This window comes from Thioalkalivibrio sp. ALRh (genome assembly GCF_000381425.1).
Taxonomy (GTDB): Bacteria; Pseudomonadota; Gammaproteobacteria; order Ectothiorhodospirales; family Ectothiorhodospiraceae; genus Thioalkalivibrio.
The window spans coordinates 160,504-174,446 of record NZ_KB906519.1; the positions used below are offsets into that span (position 1 = coordinate 160,504).

The 13,943-nt window shown below is 64.7% G+C and carries 11 protein-coding genes and 1 tRNA gene; 1 reads left to right on the plus strand and 11 read right to left on the minus strand.

What is annotated here, in order from left to right; genetic code table 11:
• Window positions 1-117 precede the first annotated feature (117 nt).
• From phoR to F791_RS0100790, 3 genes are all read right to left on the minus strand, one after another.
• Entirely contained in the window at window positions 118-1,440 is a 1,323-nt protein-coding gene (phoR, locus tag F791_RS0100780) for a phosphate regulon sensor histidine kinase PhoR (protein WP_018993583.1), read from the minus strand.
• Between the two features lie 45 nt (window positions 1,441-1,485).
• The gene (gene phoB, locus F791_RS0100785; RefSeq protein WP_018139115.1) at window positions 1,486-2,175 is read right to left on the minus strand and encodes a phosphate regulon transcriptional regulator PhoB; all 690 of its coding nucleotides are present in this window, start codon (window positions 2,173-2,175) and stop codon (window positions 1,486-1,488) included.
• A 112-nt stretch (window positions 2,176-2,287) separates the two neighbouring features.
• Window positions 2,288-3,091, minus strand: coding sequence for an MBL fold metallo-hydrolase (locus F791_RS0100790; RefSeq protein ID WP_038050398.1), 804 nt, complete (start codon window positions 3,089-3,091; stop codon window positions 2,288-2,290).
• A 356-nt stretch (window positions 3,092-3,447) separates the two neighbouring features.
• Between F791_RS0100790 and F791_RS0100795 the strand changes: the two genes are divergently transcribed.
• A tRNA-Ala gene (locus F791_RS0100795) sits at window positions 3,448-3,523 on the plus strand.
• A 43-nt stretch (window positions 3,524-3,566) separates the two neighbouring features.
• On the opposite strand, the gene F791_RS0100800 is transcribed toward F791_RS0100795, so the two are convergent.
• From F791_RS0100800 to F791_RS0100835, 8 genes are all read right to left on the minus strand, one after another.
• Window positions 3,567-5,984, minus strand: coding sequence for a bifunctional diguanylate cyclase/phosphodiesterase (locus F791_RS0100800; protein ID WP_019592040.1), 2,418 nt, complete (start codon window positions 5,982-5,984; stop codon window positions 3,567-3,569).
• A gap of 106 nt (window positions 5,985-6,090) precedes the next feature.
• On the minus strand, window positions 6,091-6,537 hold the full coding sequence (gene cynS / locus F791_RS0100805) for a cyanase (protein ID WP_018174495.1): 447 nt from the start codon (window positions 6,535-6,537) through the stop codon (window positions 6,091-6,093).
• Between the two features lie 39 nt (window positions 6,538-6,576).
• Window positions 6,577-7,491: an ABC transporter ATP-binding protein gene (locus F791_RS0100810; protein ID WP_019592041.1), complete on the minus strand. Its 915-nt coding sequence runs from the start codon at window positions 7,489-7,491 to the stop codon at window positions 6,577-6,579.
• A gap of 30 nt (window positions 7,492-7,521) precedes the next feature.
• The gene (gene ntrB / locus F791_RS0100815) at window positions 7,522-8,367 is read right to left on the minus strand and encodes a nitrate ABC transporter permease (protein ID WP_018139110.1); all 846 of its coding nucleotides are present in this window, start codon (window positions 8,365-8,367) and stop codon (window positions 7,522-7,524) included.
• A gap of 3 nt (window positions 8,368-8,370) precedes the next feature.
• Window positions 8,371-9,831 (minus strand): ABC transporter substrate-binding protein, encoded by a 1,461-nt coding sequence (locus tag F791_RS0100820; protein ID WP_018174497.1) that lies wholly within the window; start codon window positions 9,829-9,831, stop codon window positions 8,371-8,373.
• 190 nt (window positions 9,832-10,021) lie between these two features.
• Window positions 10,022-11,662 carry a sigma-54-dependent Fis family transcriptional regulator gene (locus F791_RS0100825; RefSeq protein WP_018139108.1) on the minus strand — a complete coding sequence of 547 codons (1,641 nt, stop codon included), beginning with the start codon at window positions 11,660-11,662 and terminating at the stop codon, window positions 10,022-10,024.
• 143 nt (window positions 11,663-11,805) lie between these two features.
• Window positions 11,806-12,645 carry an ABC transporter permease gene (locus F791_RS0100830; protein WP_018139107.1) on the minus strand — a complete coding sequence of 280 codons (840 nt, stop codon included), beginning with the start codon at window positions 12,643-12,645 and terminating at the stop codon, window positions 11,806-11,808.
• Window positions 12,642-13,925: an ABC transporter substrate-binding protein gene (locus F791_RS0100835; protein WP_018139106.1), complete on the minus strand. Its 1,284-nt coding sequence runs from the start codon at window positions 13,923-13,925 to the stop codon at window positions 12,642-12,644. The genes F791_RS0100830 and F791_RS0100835 overlap by 4 nt, the downstream gene beginning before the upstream one ends.
• Window positions 13,926-13,943 lie beyond the last annotated feature (18 nt).

The window sequence follows — 13,943 nt, forward strand, 5'->3', positions numbered from 1 at the left end:
CTCCCCTTGAATGGAATTCTTGCAAGGTCACTTCAAGCGACCTTGGAGGGGGATTATGCGGAGCCGCGTTGACGCTCCTGTGACGGGGACATGACAGCCGTGTGACATCGCAGGGCGTTAGTTTTTGGCGGGCTCGGTGGGCTTGGTGCGGGTGATCGAGAGGGGGAACAGGCAGGTGAAGCGCGTGCCGCGACCGAGCTGGCTGTCGATCTCCAGGTGGCCGCCGTGTCGCGCGAGCACATGTTTGACGATGGCCAGTCCGAGCCCGGTTCCGCCGCGGCGCTGGTCGCGGCCGGCGTCCACGCGGTAGAAGCGTTCGGTCAGGCGGTGAAGGTGGTGGCGGGCGATCCCCGGTCCCTCGTCGATTACGCTGAGGCGCGCGCCGTCCGGGTCGGATTTCCAGCGGACCTCGATGCGGGTCCCGGCCGGGGTGTACTTGATCGCATTGAAGATGAGATTGGCGAAGGCCGAGCGCAATTCGTTCTCGGCCCCCTGTAACTGGAGCCAGTGCTGTGCGTGGATCTCGATGCGGTGGCGCTGGTCGCCGGAGAGCAGTTCCGCCTCGCCTTTCAGCGTGTCCAGCATGGCCCCGACGTCGACCCATTGTGGCGGGCCCTGCGGGCTGCCGGTCTCCAGGCGGGAGAGGGTCAGCAGGTCGTCGACCAGCAGCTTCATGCGTTCGGACTGCTCGCGCAGCAGCTGGACCGAGCGCGCCTTGTCCGGCTGGTCCGCCAGTTCGTCTTCCAGCGTTTCCACAACTCCGTACAGTACGGTCAACGGCGTGCGCAGCTCGTGCGAGACATTCGCAATGAAGTCGCGCCGCATCACTTCCAACCGGTGCAGGTGCGTGGTGTCCCGCGCCAGGAGCAGGAATTGCGCATCGCCATAGGGCACCAGGCGGAATTCCAGCTGCTGGTCGTCGTAGATCGGGGAGGGCGTGGTCACGCTGCCCGGCGTGGTGCGCGCGCTCTCCATGAACGTGATGAATGCCGGATAGCGCAGCAGGTGGGTAATGCGCTGGCCCTCATCCTCCGGCCAGTTCAGTCCCAGCAGCTGCGTGGCCATTTCGTTCAGCCACTCGATGCGCAGATCGTCATTCAGGACCACGACTGCATCCGGCATCGCCCGTGCCGAGTCGCGGTAGCGCTCGAGGTACTGGCGCAGCCGATGGACGCGATGTTCGTGGCGCCGGCGTCGGCGGTAGAGATGGTCGAAGGCCAGCCCCCAAAGCCCGCGCACATCCGGTGGTTCGCTGCGGCCGCCCTGACGCAGCCAGCGTTCCAGCAACAACAGGTGAGAGAGGTTCCAGAACAGCGCCGCCCCCAGCAGGAACGCGATCGTGGCCCAGAACTGCCCCATGCTCCAGCCGAGCAGCGCGATCGGGACACCGACCAGCAGGGTTCCCGCGATGACACCGGGCCAGGGGTTGCGTGATTGCATCGGACGACCGAGTGGGGTGATTGGAGCTCGCGGCGCCGGCCGCGGTCAGGGAGTCTGGGAGAAACGGTACCCCGATCCGCGTACGGTTTGCACGAGGTGGTCATGCCCGGTCAGCGCCAGCGCCTTGCGCAGGCGCCGGATATGCACGTCCACGGTGCGTTCCTCGACGTACACATTGGTGCCCCAGACCTGGTCCAGCAACTGGCCGCGGGTGAACACGCGGTCCTGGTGGGTCATGAAGAAGTGCAGGAGGTTGTATTCGGTCGGGCCCATCGACAGGGCCTCGCCGTTGCCGCTCACGCGGTGCGAGACCGGGTCCAGACGCAGACCCTCGACTTCCACCGGCTCTTCGCTGGTGATCGGCGCGGTACGCCGTAGCACGGCCTTTATACGGGCAACCAGTTCGCGTGGCGAGAACGGTTTGGTCACGTAGTCGTCGGCACCCACATCCAGCCCGCGCACGCGGTCTTCTTCTTCGCCGCGGGCCGTCAGCATGATGATCGGGATGTCCTTGGTGAGCGGGCTGGCCTTTAGCGTGCGCGCCCAATCGAGGCCGCTCGTGTCCGGCAGCATCCAGTCGAGCAGGATCAGATCGGGGGGATCTTCCAGCAGCAGGGCCTTGGCAGTGCGCACATCGCCCGCCTCGCGCACCGCGTATCCGGCCTTGTGCAACGGCAGCTGGAGCATTTCGCGGATTGCGGTGTCATCCTCGACCAGCAGTATCTTTACAGCCATGACCCATTCCCGAGTTCAGGATGCCCTGCATTAGATAACAGAGATGTTACAGCCGTGTGACGGTGAGGGAACGGGAATGGCCGGATGCAGGCCGGGCGTTGCGGCTGAGAGCCTATCCGACCTTGAGGGCCCGGTTCTGGGCATGCAGTTCGAACCGCTCGCTGCCTTCCAGTAGCACCATCCGGCTCGCATGCCGCGACTGCTGGAGCTGCCGGCGGATGGCGGATTCATGTCCGGGCTTCAGGTGTGTGATGGCGATCCGTGGCTGGTGATGGAGCGCCTCCAGGTCGTCCGCAAGACGATGCGGGGTGTAATGCTTGGCCAGCTCGGCCATGCCGTCCATTTCGTCCGGCAGCCCGGACTCGATCATCAACAAGTCCAGATAGGGCAGGGTATTCAAGGCATCCCACAGGGCCCCGGAAGACGAGGTGTCTCCGGTGAACGCGAAGCCCATGCCGTCGTTGTGCATCACGCCGTACCCCACGGCGGGCACCGTATGCAGCGCAGGCAGGATATGAATCTCGCGCGATCCGATCATTACCTGCTGCCCCGGCTGAATCGCCTGAAACTGCAGCAGGGGCCGCTCGGGAGAGGGGAGACAGGTGAAGTCTGGCCAGATCACCCAGTTGAACACATGCTTGCGCAGGGCCCGCAGGGTGGCCGGTAGCGCATGGATCTGGATGGGGGGCGCGTCCGGTGAATACACCATGTCCGCGAGCATCGGCAGAAATCCGATGTGGTCGAGGTGCGAATGGGTCAGAAATACGTGACGGACCTTTTGTAATTCGCCCAGAGTCAGGTCACCGACCCCACTGCCGGCGTCGATCAGGATATCTTCGTCGATCAGAATCGAAGTCGTGCGACGGTTGGGGCCGATGCCGCCACTAGCGCCCAATATGCGGACAGAGAGACTCATTCCGGATCGGACTGCAACTGAAAGTTGTGAATGTCTCGGCAGACCATGCGGCAGAGACGCCTCCTTGAAGAGACGGTAGCTACGACGGATTTCCGACGTACTTCTAACATACATTAAGACTAGATCAGGTCTAAGCGTGTCTGACGTGACCTGCACCACGAAAATGGCACGTGTGGTCGGACAACGGCTGAAAAAGGTGCTAGGCATCGCGTTTTCCACCCGGTTCCGGGCCCGTGCTGGCACCCGGGATGGGCGAGGAACGCCGCTTGGTCAGCCTGGGCAAGGGCGACGGGCAGGGATTACGCGACTGTCTCTTCCCGCGCTCGTCGGGAGTTGCTAGAATGCGCGCCTTGATTGGGGCGGTAGCTCAGCTGGGAGAGCGTCGCGTTCGCAATGCGAAGGTCGGGAGTTCGATCCTCCTCCGCTCCACCAATACATCAGAGAAAAGGCCTGCAGACGCAGGCCTTTTTTCGTTTCAGCTTCCGGTTTGGCGGGCGCTCGAAGGGTGGCTGGACTGCACCAGCTCGATCACTCGCTTGGGGGGCACGGGGGGCGTGGTCAGGTAGCCCTGCCAGGCATCGCAGCCCTGCGAGGCGAGAAAGCTCCGCTGGGCCTCGGTCTCCACGCCTTCCGCCAGCACGTCCAGCCCCAGGTTGTGGGCCATGCTGATGATCGCCATGGTCAGCTCCACGTCGTTGCGGTCCTCCGGCAGGTCGCGCACGAACGTCTGGTCGATCTTCAGGATGTCGATCGCGAACTCCTTCAGGTAGGCAAGCGACGAATATCCAGTGCCGAAGTCGTCGATCGCCAGCAATACGCCAAGGGATTTCAGTTGTTCCAGTGTGCCGCGGGTGGCCTCGGCCTGGTGCATCAGGGTGCTCTCGGTAATCTCGAGGGTCAGACGGCGCGGTTCCAGGCCCGTGTCGCGCAGTACCTGACGAATCCGGCGCGGCAGGCCGGGCGCGGCGATCTGGTGTCCGGACAGGTTGACCGAGACCTCGAGCGGAGGGTGTCCGGAGCGGTCCCACTCGATCACCTGGCGGCAGGCCTGCTCCAGCACGAAGTCGCCGACCGCCCCGATCAGGCCGGTCTCTTCCGCGACCGGGATGAACACGTTCGGAGAGATCAGGCCTTCTTCCGGGTCGCGCCAGCGCACCAGGGCCTCGACCCCGGTGATGGCGCCGGTGGCCATCCGTACCTGTGGCTGATAGAAGACCTCGAGCTCGTCCTGCGCCAGGGCCCGGCGGAGGCGGTTCTCGATCTCCAGGCGGCGGCTCGCCGCCTCGGTCATCGAATGGCTGTAGAAGCGGAACGTATTGCGGCCGGCATCCTTCGCCTCGTACATCGCCGCATCCGCCTGAGTGATCAGCTCTCCGGCATCCCTGGCATGGTCGGGGAAAAGCGAGATGCCGATGCTCGCGCCCACCTGCAGGTCGCGCCAGCCCCCGACCGCGAAGGACTCCGCGATCAGCTCCAGCAGTTCGCGGGCGCGTGCCTCGACATCGGGCCGGTCGCGGATGTCATCGAGCACCACGATGAATTCGTCCCCGCCGATGCGTGCCACGGTCTGGGCCCGGAAGCGCTCTTTCAGGCGCTCTCCGAGGATTTGCAACAGCTCGTCCCCGACCGCGTGGCCCAGGCTGTCGTTGATGGTCTTGAAGCGGTCAAGATCCATGAACAGCACTGCTATTCGGTCCTTCTGGTGCCGGGCCTCGGCCATGGCGCTCTCCAGCCGCTGGTGCAGCAATACGCGGTTGGGCAGCCCGGTCAGCGGGTCGTGGCCGGCCTGATAGGCCAGGCGCGCCTCGTGCGCGCGCAGGCGCGATTCCGCCTCGCGCCGTTGGTCAACTTCCAGGGCCAGCTGGGCGTTCAGCCGGCGGTAATGCACCACGGCCAGCGTCGAAAGCAGCAGCAGGGCCAGCAGAAACCCCAGCGGGATCTCCGGGCGGGCCTCCAGGAGCGCGCGGAGATCCAGCACTAGCGTCGGTTCGTAGGGCGGCAGGCCCAGCGTCTCGAACAACTGGTGCACCGGGGTGTAGGACAGGGGGGCCGACCAGCCGTGGTAGCCGCCTGCGCTGGCCGCGAGGTGATCGGCCGGCAGGCGCAGCAGGGCGATGGTGACCGCCTCCGCGATTGCATCGGGGGTGTGGTCCAGACGCGAGAAGGGCCATTCCGGGTACAGCCGGGTCGTGTGGGCCAGCGGGAATTCGGCGGTTTCGCGCGGCTGCAGTACTCGAAGGGCATCCGAGGGGATCTCGCCCGCTTTTATCAGCGATTCCAGCAGCCCGGTACGGACCATCCCGGCGTCGGCCTCTCCGGCAAGCAGGGCGTCGATCACCAGGCGGTGCGGCATCCCGGTGAAGGTGAGCGATTCGAGATCCTCGAACGGGTCGATCCCGGCGCGATGCAGTTCGAAATGGCCGGCCTGCCACCCCCCCAGCGAGTCCTGGTCTACGGCGAGCAGGCGCTGGCCACGCAGGTCGGGCAGGGTCTGCAGGTCTTCGCGCCCGGCGGGTACCAGGACCACGCCGCCGAACTGGCGGACCGGTTGGCCCTGCTCGCTCCCGATGAGGGTGGCCAGCCGGGTAATGCCCTGCTGCGCCTCCAGCCGCACGTAGTGTCCGGTGTTGGTCAGTACGAAGTCCAGCTCCCCCGATTCGACGGCGCGATTGAGGTCAGCGTAGTCGAGCGCACGGATCCGGAACGCGGCGTCGGAGATGCTTTCGCTCAGATAGTCGGCCGTGGGTTGCCAGCGCGCCTCGGTGGCCTCGAGGTCTTCGAAGGCGAGGACCCCGATCGTATGCACGTCGGGCGTATCGGTGATGGCCAGGGCGGGCGCAACAGCGGTTAGCAGCGCCAGCAGCGAGGAGAGCAGGGGTCGTGGCCAGAACATGGCAAGAGCCTACTCGATCTGGGGGAATGCCGCATGGGGGCGGGCGAGTGCGGTGCAAGGGGAGGGACCCCGCCGCCACGGGTCGGCGGCAGGGCGCACGGGCGGACTACCAGCTCTTGTAGGGCAGGAATTTTCCGTTCCAGGTGATCTTGACGCGGTCGCCCTTCGGGTCTTCGACCTTGTCGATATCCATGGTGAAGTCGATCGCGCTCATGATGCCATCGCCGAACTTCTCGTGGATCAGCGCCTTCATGGTGTCGCCGTAGACATTGATCGCCTCATAGAAACGGTAGATCACCGGGTCCGTCGGGATCGTCTTGTCCCAGTGCTTGTGCGGGAAGGCCTGCAGTGCCTGGGCGACCTCCGGCCCGAGGCCGAGGAAGCTCGAGAGCTTTTCGGCCTGGTCCGCCTCGAGGTGATTCATGCCGTAGCAGGCAGAGGTCACGTAGACCTCGTGCAGCCCGGTGGCTTCGGCGATCGCGGCCCAGGTGGTGTCGCGGTTCTCCTTGGCCTCGAGGATGGTGGTGGTCATGGCGGTCTTGCTGAGACTCATCGGGTAAGTCCTCTTGGTCGTGTTAGTGGATAAGGGTGTTCAAACGGCCCGGATCGCGGCCCGTTCCTGTGGCGTGGCGGACTCCGAGGGCTTCGCCGGATTGACATGGCGCGGCTTGTGGCGCGGATCGAGCCCCTGGGCGGCTTCCTGCTGGGCCTCCAGGGACATGTCCTTCGCGCGGTGTACGAGGAAGTCCACCAGGTGATTGCGGATCTTGTAGTAGTGCTCGTGCTGGTGGAGCGTGGCGCGCTCGCGGGGACGCGGGATGTCGATCTTCACCGACTCCGCGACCTTGGCGTGCGGGCCGTTGGTCATCAGCAGCACGCGGTCGGCCAGCAGGATGGCCTCGTCGACGTCATGCGTGATCATGAATACCGTCTGGTGGGTCTCCTGCCAGATCTTCAGCAGCTCCTCCTGGATCACGCCGCGGGTCAGGGCATCGAGTGCCCCGAACGGCTCGTCCATCAGCAGCAGCTTCGGCTCGATCGCAAAGGCGCGGGCGATGCCGACGCGCTGGCGCATGCCGCCGGAGAGCTGCGACGGCTTGCGGTCCATCGCGTGATCCAGCCCGACCATCTTCAGATAACGCTCGGCATGTTCCAGACGCTTCTGCTTGCTCCAGTTGGGCCAGCGGGCGCGCACCGCGAACATTACGTTGTCGCGCGCCGACAGCCAGGGCAGAAGGCTGTGGTTCTGGAAGATCACGCCCTGATCGAGGCTCGGCCCCTTGATCTCCTTGTTGTCCATGATCACGTTGCCGTCGGTGGGCGAGGCCAGGCCGGCGAGCACGTTCAGGATGGTGGATTTGCCGCACCCGGAGTGGCCGATCAGACAGACGAACTCGCCTTTCTGGATCCCCAGATCTACCCCCTCGAAGACCGTCATCAGGTCGTCCGAGTCGGGCTGCGGGAAGCGTTGGCTCAGATTCTCGATTTCGAGGAAGCCCTTGCTCATGGTTGTACTCCTGGTTGGGCTGCGCCGACGCTAGTCGGCGTAGCGCACGAGTTTGGTGGCCTGGGCGAGGCTGAGATCCAGCAGGAAGCCGATGATGCCGATCATCACGATCGCGAAGATCACGCTGGCCAGGTCGAGGTTGTTCCACTGGTTCCAGATGTAGTAGCCAATGCCGGTGCCGCCCACGAGCATCTCGGCGGCCACAATCACGAGCCAGGCGATGCCGATGGAGATGCGCATCCCGGTCAGGATGGTCGGGGCCGCGGCGGGCAGGATTACGGTGAACGCCGTGCGCACCTTGGACAGCTCGTGGGTCTTGGCCACGTTCAGCCAGTCATTGCGCACCGATGCGACGCCGTAGGCCGTGTTCACCAGCATGGGCCAGATCGAACAGATGAAGATCACGAAGATCGCCGAGATGTTCGAGTCACGGATCACGAACAGGGCCAGCGGCATCCAGGCCAGGGGCGATATGGGCTTGAGCACCTGGATGAACGGGTCAAAGGCCTTGTTCAACAGCGGCGACATGCCGATCACGAAGCCGAACGGAACGGCGATCAGTGCGGCCAGGAAGAAGCCCAGCAGGACGCGGTAGATCGAGTACCCCAGCTGGATGCCGATGCCCTTGTCGTTCGGGCCGGCATCGTAGAAGGGGTTGCTCAGCTCGGAAACGGCGTGGCTGATCACCTCGGACGGTGCGGGGATGCCGCTGGAGCCGCGTTGCCCGCCGCCCCCGGTCAGCATTTCGTACTCGCTGAGTTCTTCCTCCTGGATCATCAGGACCTCCGGGGCGGTGGCCAACTGCCACACGCCCAGGAAGAACAGCAGGATCACAACCGAAAGTACTCCGGCTCGAAAGTTGAGATTGCTCAACATGGCTTAGCTCCTGCGCATTTCGAAGCTTTCGAGATAGCCTTCCGGGTCGGTGTAGTCGAACACCTTCCCCATGATCTCGAAGTTCTTGTAAGTGTCGCTCGGCGGTTCGTAGCCCAGCTCTTTCATCACCTCGGCACACTCGCTGGCGAGGAAGACATCCTCGGCGAGCCGGTTGTAGTCGAAGTCGCGACTCACATAGCCCCAGCGCTTCATCTGCGTGAGGATCCAGGTGGCCATCGAATGCCAGGGGAACGGGTCGAAGTCGATCCGGTGCGGGTCGTCCTGCACGTTGCCCAGGCCGTCGGCGTAGCGGCCGGTCAGGACCTGGCGCACCACCGGCTCCGGCTGGTTCAGATAGGCACGGGGCGAAATGACCTTGGCGATCTCGGCCCGGTTCTCGATGTCGGACGAGTACTGGGTGGCATCGATCAGCGAGCGGAACAGTGCCCCGAAGGTGTTCGGGTGTTCCTCGGCCCAGGCCGCGGAGCAGGCGAAGGCGCAGCAGGGATGACCGTCCCAAATCTCTTTGGTCAGCATGTGAATGAAGCCGATCTCGTCCCAGACCGCGCGCTGGTTGAACGGGTCGGGGGCCAGGTAGCCATCGATGTTCTCGGCGCGCAGGTTGGCGACCATCTCCGGCGGCGGGATCACGCGAATGCTGATGTCCTGATCCGGGTCCAGGCCGTGTTCCGCGACCAGGTAGCGCAGCAGGAAGTTGTGCATCGAATACTCGAACGGTACCGCGAAGCGGAAGCCCTTCCAGTCCTTGGGATCGCGCTTGTCTTTGTGCTTGTTGTGCAGCGTGATTGCCTGGCCGTTGATGTTCTCGATCGCCGGCATGATGAAATGCTCGCGACTGGAGGAACTGGTGCCCATCGTCAGCGAGAGCGGCATCGGCGAGAGCATGTGCGAGGCGTCGTATTCACCCGAGAGGGACATGTCGCGCGCGACCGCCCAGCCCGCCGTGTTGATCACGTCGACATCCAGGCCATAGCGCTCGTAGAAGCCCATCGGGTGGGCCATGATGATCGGCGTGGCGCAGGTGATCGGCACGAAGCCGATGCGCAGCTTGGTCTTCTCCAGCGGCCCGCCGTCCTTGATCGCGGCCTTCACCTTGTCCAGCGGCATGACCGAACCCAGCGCCGCGGCCAGGGTGCCGCCACCCAGCATCTGCAGGAAACGCCGACGATTGATCTCGTTGTGGCCGAACATGCCGCGCACTACCGCGCTCTCGACCGCGCGGTCGATCAGGGCCTCTTCGTCCAGCGTGTCCTGGGCCTTGTGCTCAGCATGGTGCGGCTCGGTCGTGGCGAATTCGCCGTTGTCCATTCGGCGTTCGAGGTTGGGGTCGGCCGTGTCGAAGCAGCTGCACTGACCTGGGCCGTGGTGGCCGTGGCGGCAGGCGCTGTCGTGGCGCAGGTCCGAATTGGCGTCAAACGGGTCGCTTAGGCTCTTGGTCGGCATGGCGATGTTCTCCTGGGTGGACGGATTCAAAACGGGGCGGTTGCGCCGCCCATGCCCAAGGGGTTGCAGAAGCCATGCCAAGAAGGGAAATGACGATTTGTGGGGAGGCGGCGGGGAGGTGTCTGGCGACACTTGGTCGACACTCTGGACAGAGTGGACAAAGTGTCCCTATTAAACGGCTTGATCGCTTCTAAGTGACTTCTATGCCGAGTTTTTTCAGGCGGTAGCGTAGCTGGCGCGGGGTCAGCCCCAGGCCGAGTGCGGCCCGCGTCTTGTTGCCGCTGGATTCCTCGATGGCGCGCAGCAGACGCTCGGCCTCGGATGCATGGACACGCTGGTAGGGACGCACCACGCTGGTGCGCTGTGCGTCATCGTTGGGCGCCAGGGGTGCGGGATTGACCGCTGGCGGGGCAGCCGCCTCGGCGGGGGTTCGAGTGGGCTCGTGGGGGCTGATGCGCGATTCCTCGTGCAGGATCTCGTCGATCAGTGCCGTCGTGATGCGGCCGTCGCTGGAGAGCAGAACGGCGCGTTCCAGCACGTTCTCCAGTTGACGGATGTTGCCCGGCCAGTCGAAGGCCTCAAGCCGTTCCAGCACGCGTTCGTCCAGCACCACGTTCCAGCCGTGCAGGTGGGTGAAACGGTCAAGGAAGTGTCGTGTCAGCAGGCGGATGTCGCTGGCCCGGTCGCGCAGGGCGGGCATGTGCAGCGGGATCACGTTCAGACGGTAGAACAGGTCGAGCCGGAACTCGCCCGCGTTGACGGCCGCCTGCAAGTTTTTGTGGGTGGCGGCCACGATGCGCACGTCCACCGGGATGTCACGATTGCCCCCGATAGGCTGGACCACGCGCTCCTGCAGCACGCGCAGGATCTTCGACTGCAACGCCTCCGGCATGTCGCCGATTTCGTCGAGGAACAGCGTGCCGCCGTCGGCCAGCGCGATCTTCCCGGTCTTGGCGCTGCTGGCACCGGTGAATGCCCCCTTTTCGTGGCCGAACAGCTCCGACTCCAGCAGGTCGGCCGGGATGGCCGCGCAGTTAAGCGATATGAAAGGGCGGGCGTTGCGCTGGCTGATCCGGTGGATCATGCGCGCGACCTTCTCCTTCCCGGTCCCCGAGTCCCCTGTGATCAGGACCGTGGCCTGGGTATCCGCGATGCGGTGCACCTGCTTGAGCACATGCTTGAGGGCGGGGCTCTCGCCGAGGATGCCGTACTGCCCGCCCTGGGTATCCAGCGCACTTTTCAGGTAACGGTTTTCCGATACCAGTTCGGCGGTGCGCTCGGCGATCAGCTGGTTAATGCGCAGGACCTGGCCGATCATGCTGGCGATCACGCGCAGCACATTCAGGTCGTCCTGGAACTGGCGCGAGCGTCGGCGCAGGCGGTGCACGCCAAGTACACCGATCGCGTGTTCGTCCTGCACGATGGGTACGGCGATATAGGCGACCGTCTCCTGCGGCAGGGTGGCGCGGTCGATCGCGCGGGCCAGGTACTCCGGCTCGTTGTCGATATCCTGGATCAGCGCGATCTGGCTGGTCTTCATCACGCGCCCGGTCACACCCTCGCCGAGGCTGTAGCGGCCCCGTTCGCGCTCGGCATCGGTCAGCCCGTAGGCATGGCGGATACGGAGCTTGCCGGTGTCCGGGTCCGGCAGCAGTACGCGCCCCCGGTTCAGCCCCAGCAATTGCGACATCATCCCAAGGATGCGGTAGATCGCGGCGTCGGGATCGCCCGAACGGCCCATCAGCTTGGCCACCTCCAGCAACAGGGTGATCTCCTGTTCGCGGGTGGCCAGGTCGGGTGCAGCCGGTTCGGAAAGCGAGTGCAGTGCCATGGGTGGGTATATGCAGAAAGCCTGCCAGCCCGTATTTCCTGTCGTAAGGCGGGCTGGCAGGCGGTTTTGTGGTCTGTTGTGGTGCTGTCTGCCTCGCCGCGGGGCGTGTATTGCACCGCGGCGAGGCTTGCGACTTGCTAAATCTAGCTCTCGGCGTGGTAGCTGCTGCGCTTGATCAGGCGCACGCAGATCGCGTCGAGCATGTAGCCGATGATGCCGATCACCAGCACGAAGGCCGCCAGCTTGTCGTACTCCAGCGTGTCGCGGGCATCGTTGATCGCATAGCCCAGCCCGGAGGTCACGCCGAGGTACTCGGCGGGAACCAGCACGATCCAGGCCACACCTACCGCCAGGCGGATGCCGGCAAACACATCCTGGGCGATCGCGGGCATCACGATGTAGCGCAGGGTGTGGATCGGGTTGGCCCCGAGGTTGGAGCCGACCTTCAGCCACATCGGGTCGATGCGCTGGACGCCATGGGCCGTGGCATAGGTGATCGGCCAAATCGCGGCGATCGCGATCAGGAAGATGATCGCCCCGTCCCAGGTGGCGAAGGCCAGCACCGCAATCGGCATCCAGGCCAGCGGCGAGATCATGCGCAGGAACTGGAACGGCACATGGGTGATCTGCTTTAGCGTCAGGAAGTAGCCGATCATCACGCCCATCGGCACGCCGATCGCGATGGCATAGAACAGGCCCCAGCCCACGCGGTACAGGCTGGACTCGATCGGTTTCCAGACGTTGCCGGAGCTGACCAGGTCCCAGAACGCCGTGAGAGTCGGGCCGGGGGCAAAGCTGGCGAACGCCATCGTGTCCTCGTTATTGGCGATCAGCCAGCCGCCCCACCACCACAGGGCGAAAAGCCCGGCGATGCCCACCGCCGGGTATTGCACCCGGCGCCGGACCTGATCCGCCAGCCGCAGGAACGGGATCATCCGTTCCAGGGCCGGGTTCAGCTCGTTCATCGTGGCTTCGCGGTTCATAGCGCGATCACCTCCTCGCGCTCGAACGGCGAATCGAGGTTTACGCCGGGCGCGCCGTGCCAGGCGGTGTGCTTCTCCATTGCCTTCTTGACGAACTCGTAGTTCACCAGGTCCTCGGTCACGAAATCGGGATCCAGGTCCTGGAGGAAGGTGGTGTCGCCACCGACCAGCGTCTCGTTCATCGCGCTGACCAGATACTTGGTCGCGGACGGATAGGGCCAGGGCGAGAAGTCGATGCGACCGTTGCCCCAGTCGGCGTTGCGGATCGCGCCGCTGTCGGTGTAGGTGGAGTCGTTGGTGTAGTTGGTCATGGCCCGCTCGACGACACCGGCTGGCATTGGCAGGTAGCCCTTGCCGTCACGCGAGAGCAGGGTGGCGACCGCCTTCTTGTCCTCCTGGATGGTGCCCTGGGCGCGGACCACGGCGTTCATGACCTTCTGCGTCCATTCCGGCTCGCGGTTGGTCAGGCGTTCGTTCATGCAGATCACGCAACAGGGGTGATTCTTCCAGATGTCGCCGGTAAAGCGCAGCAGGTTGCCGTGGGCCAGCATCTCGCCTGCCGCGTTGAAGGGCTCGGCCACGATAAAGGCATCGATAGAGCGCGCGGCCAGGGCCGGCGGCATATCCGGCGGCGGCATCAGCATCAGGTTGACCTCGTGCGACTCCAGCGCCGCCCCCTGGTCGCGGATCACCGGGGTCAGACCGGCGTCGCGCAGGGCCATCTGCATCACCACGTTGTGCATCGAGTACCAGTAGGGCACGGCAACGCTCTTGCCGCCCAGATCCGAGAAGTCATTGACCTCTACGTGGCGCCCGGTGACCACGGCCGATCCGTTGATATGGGCCCAGGACATGATCTTGACCGGGAAATCGTTCTGATAGCGCATCCACAGGGGGATGGGCTTCAAAAGATGCACGAGGTTGAAGCGGTTGGCCGCGAAGGACTCGATCAGCGGCGACCAGCCCCGGATCAGCGTCGGATCGGCGACCTCCAGGCCCTCGTCCTCGAAATAGCCCTCGGAGTGGGCCACCAGCAGCGCGGCGGCATCGGTGATCGGGATGTAGCCGATCCGCACCACGCCGTCGAAGTCACGGGTGATCCCTTCGGGCTCTTCCAGGCCATCCGGCTCGGCGCCGAACAGCGACCCCGGCAGGGCGAGACCGGTGCCGGCCAGGCCGCCGACGGCGGCGGTGCGCAGGAAGTTGCGCCGCGAGAAATTGGTCGACAGCAGTTGGTCGAGCTCGCGGTCGATATCGTGGTGGTGGTCGCAGTTGCACATGACGGTGGTTCCTTTTTT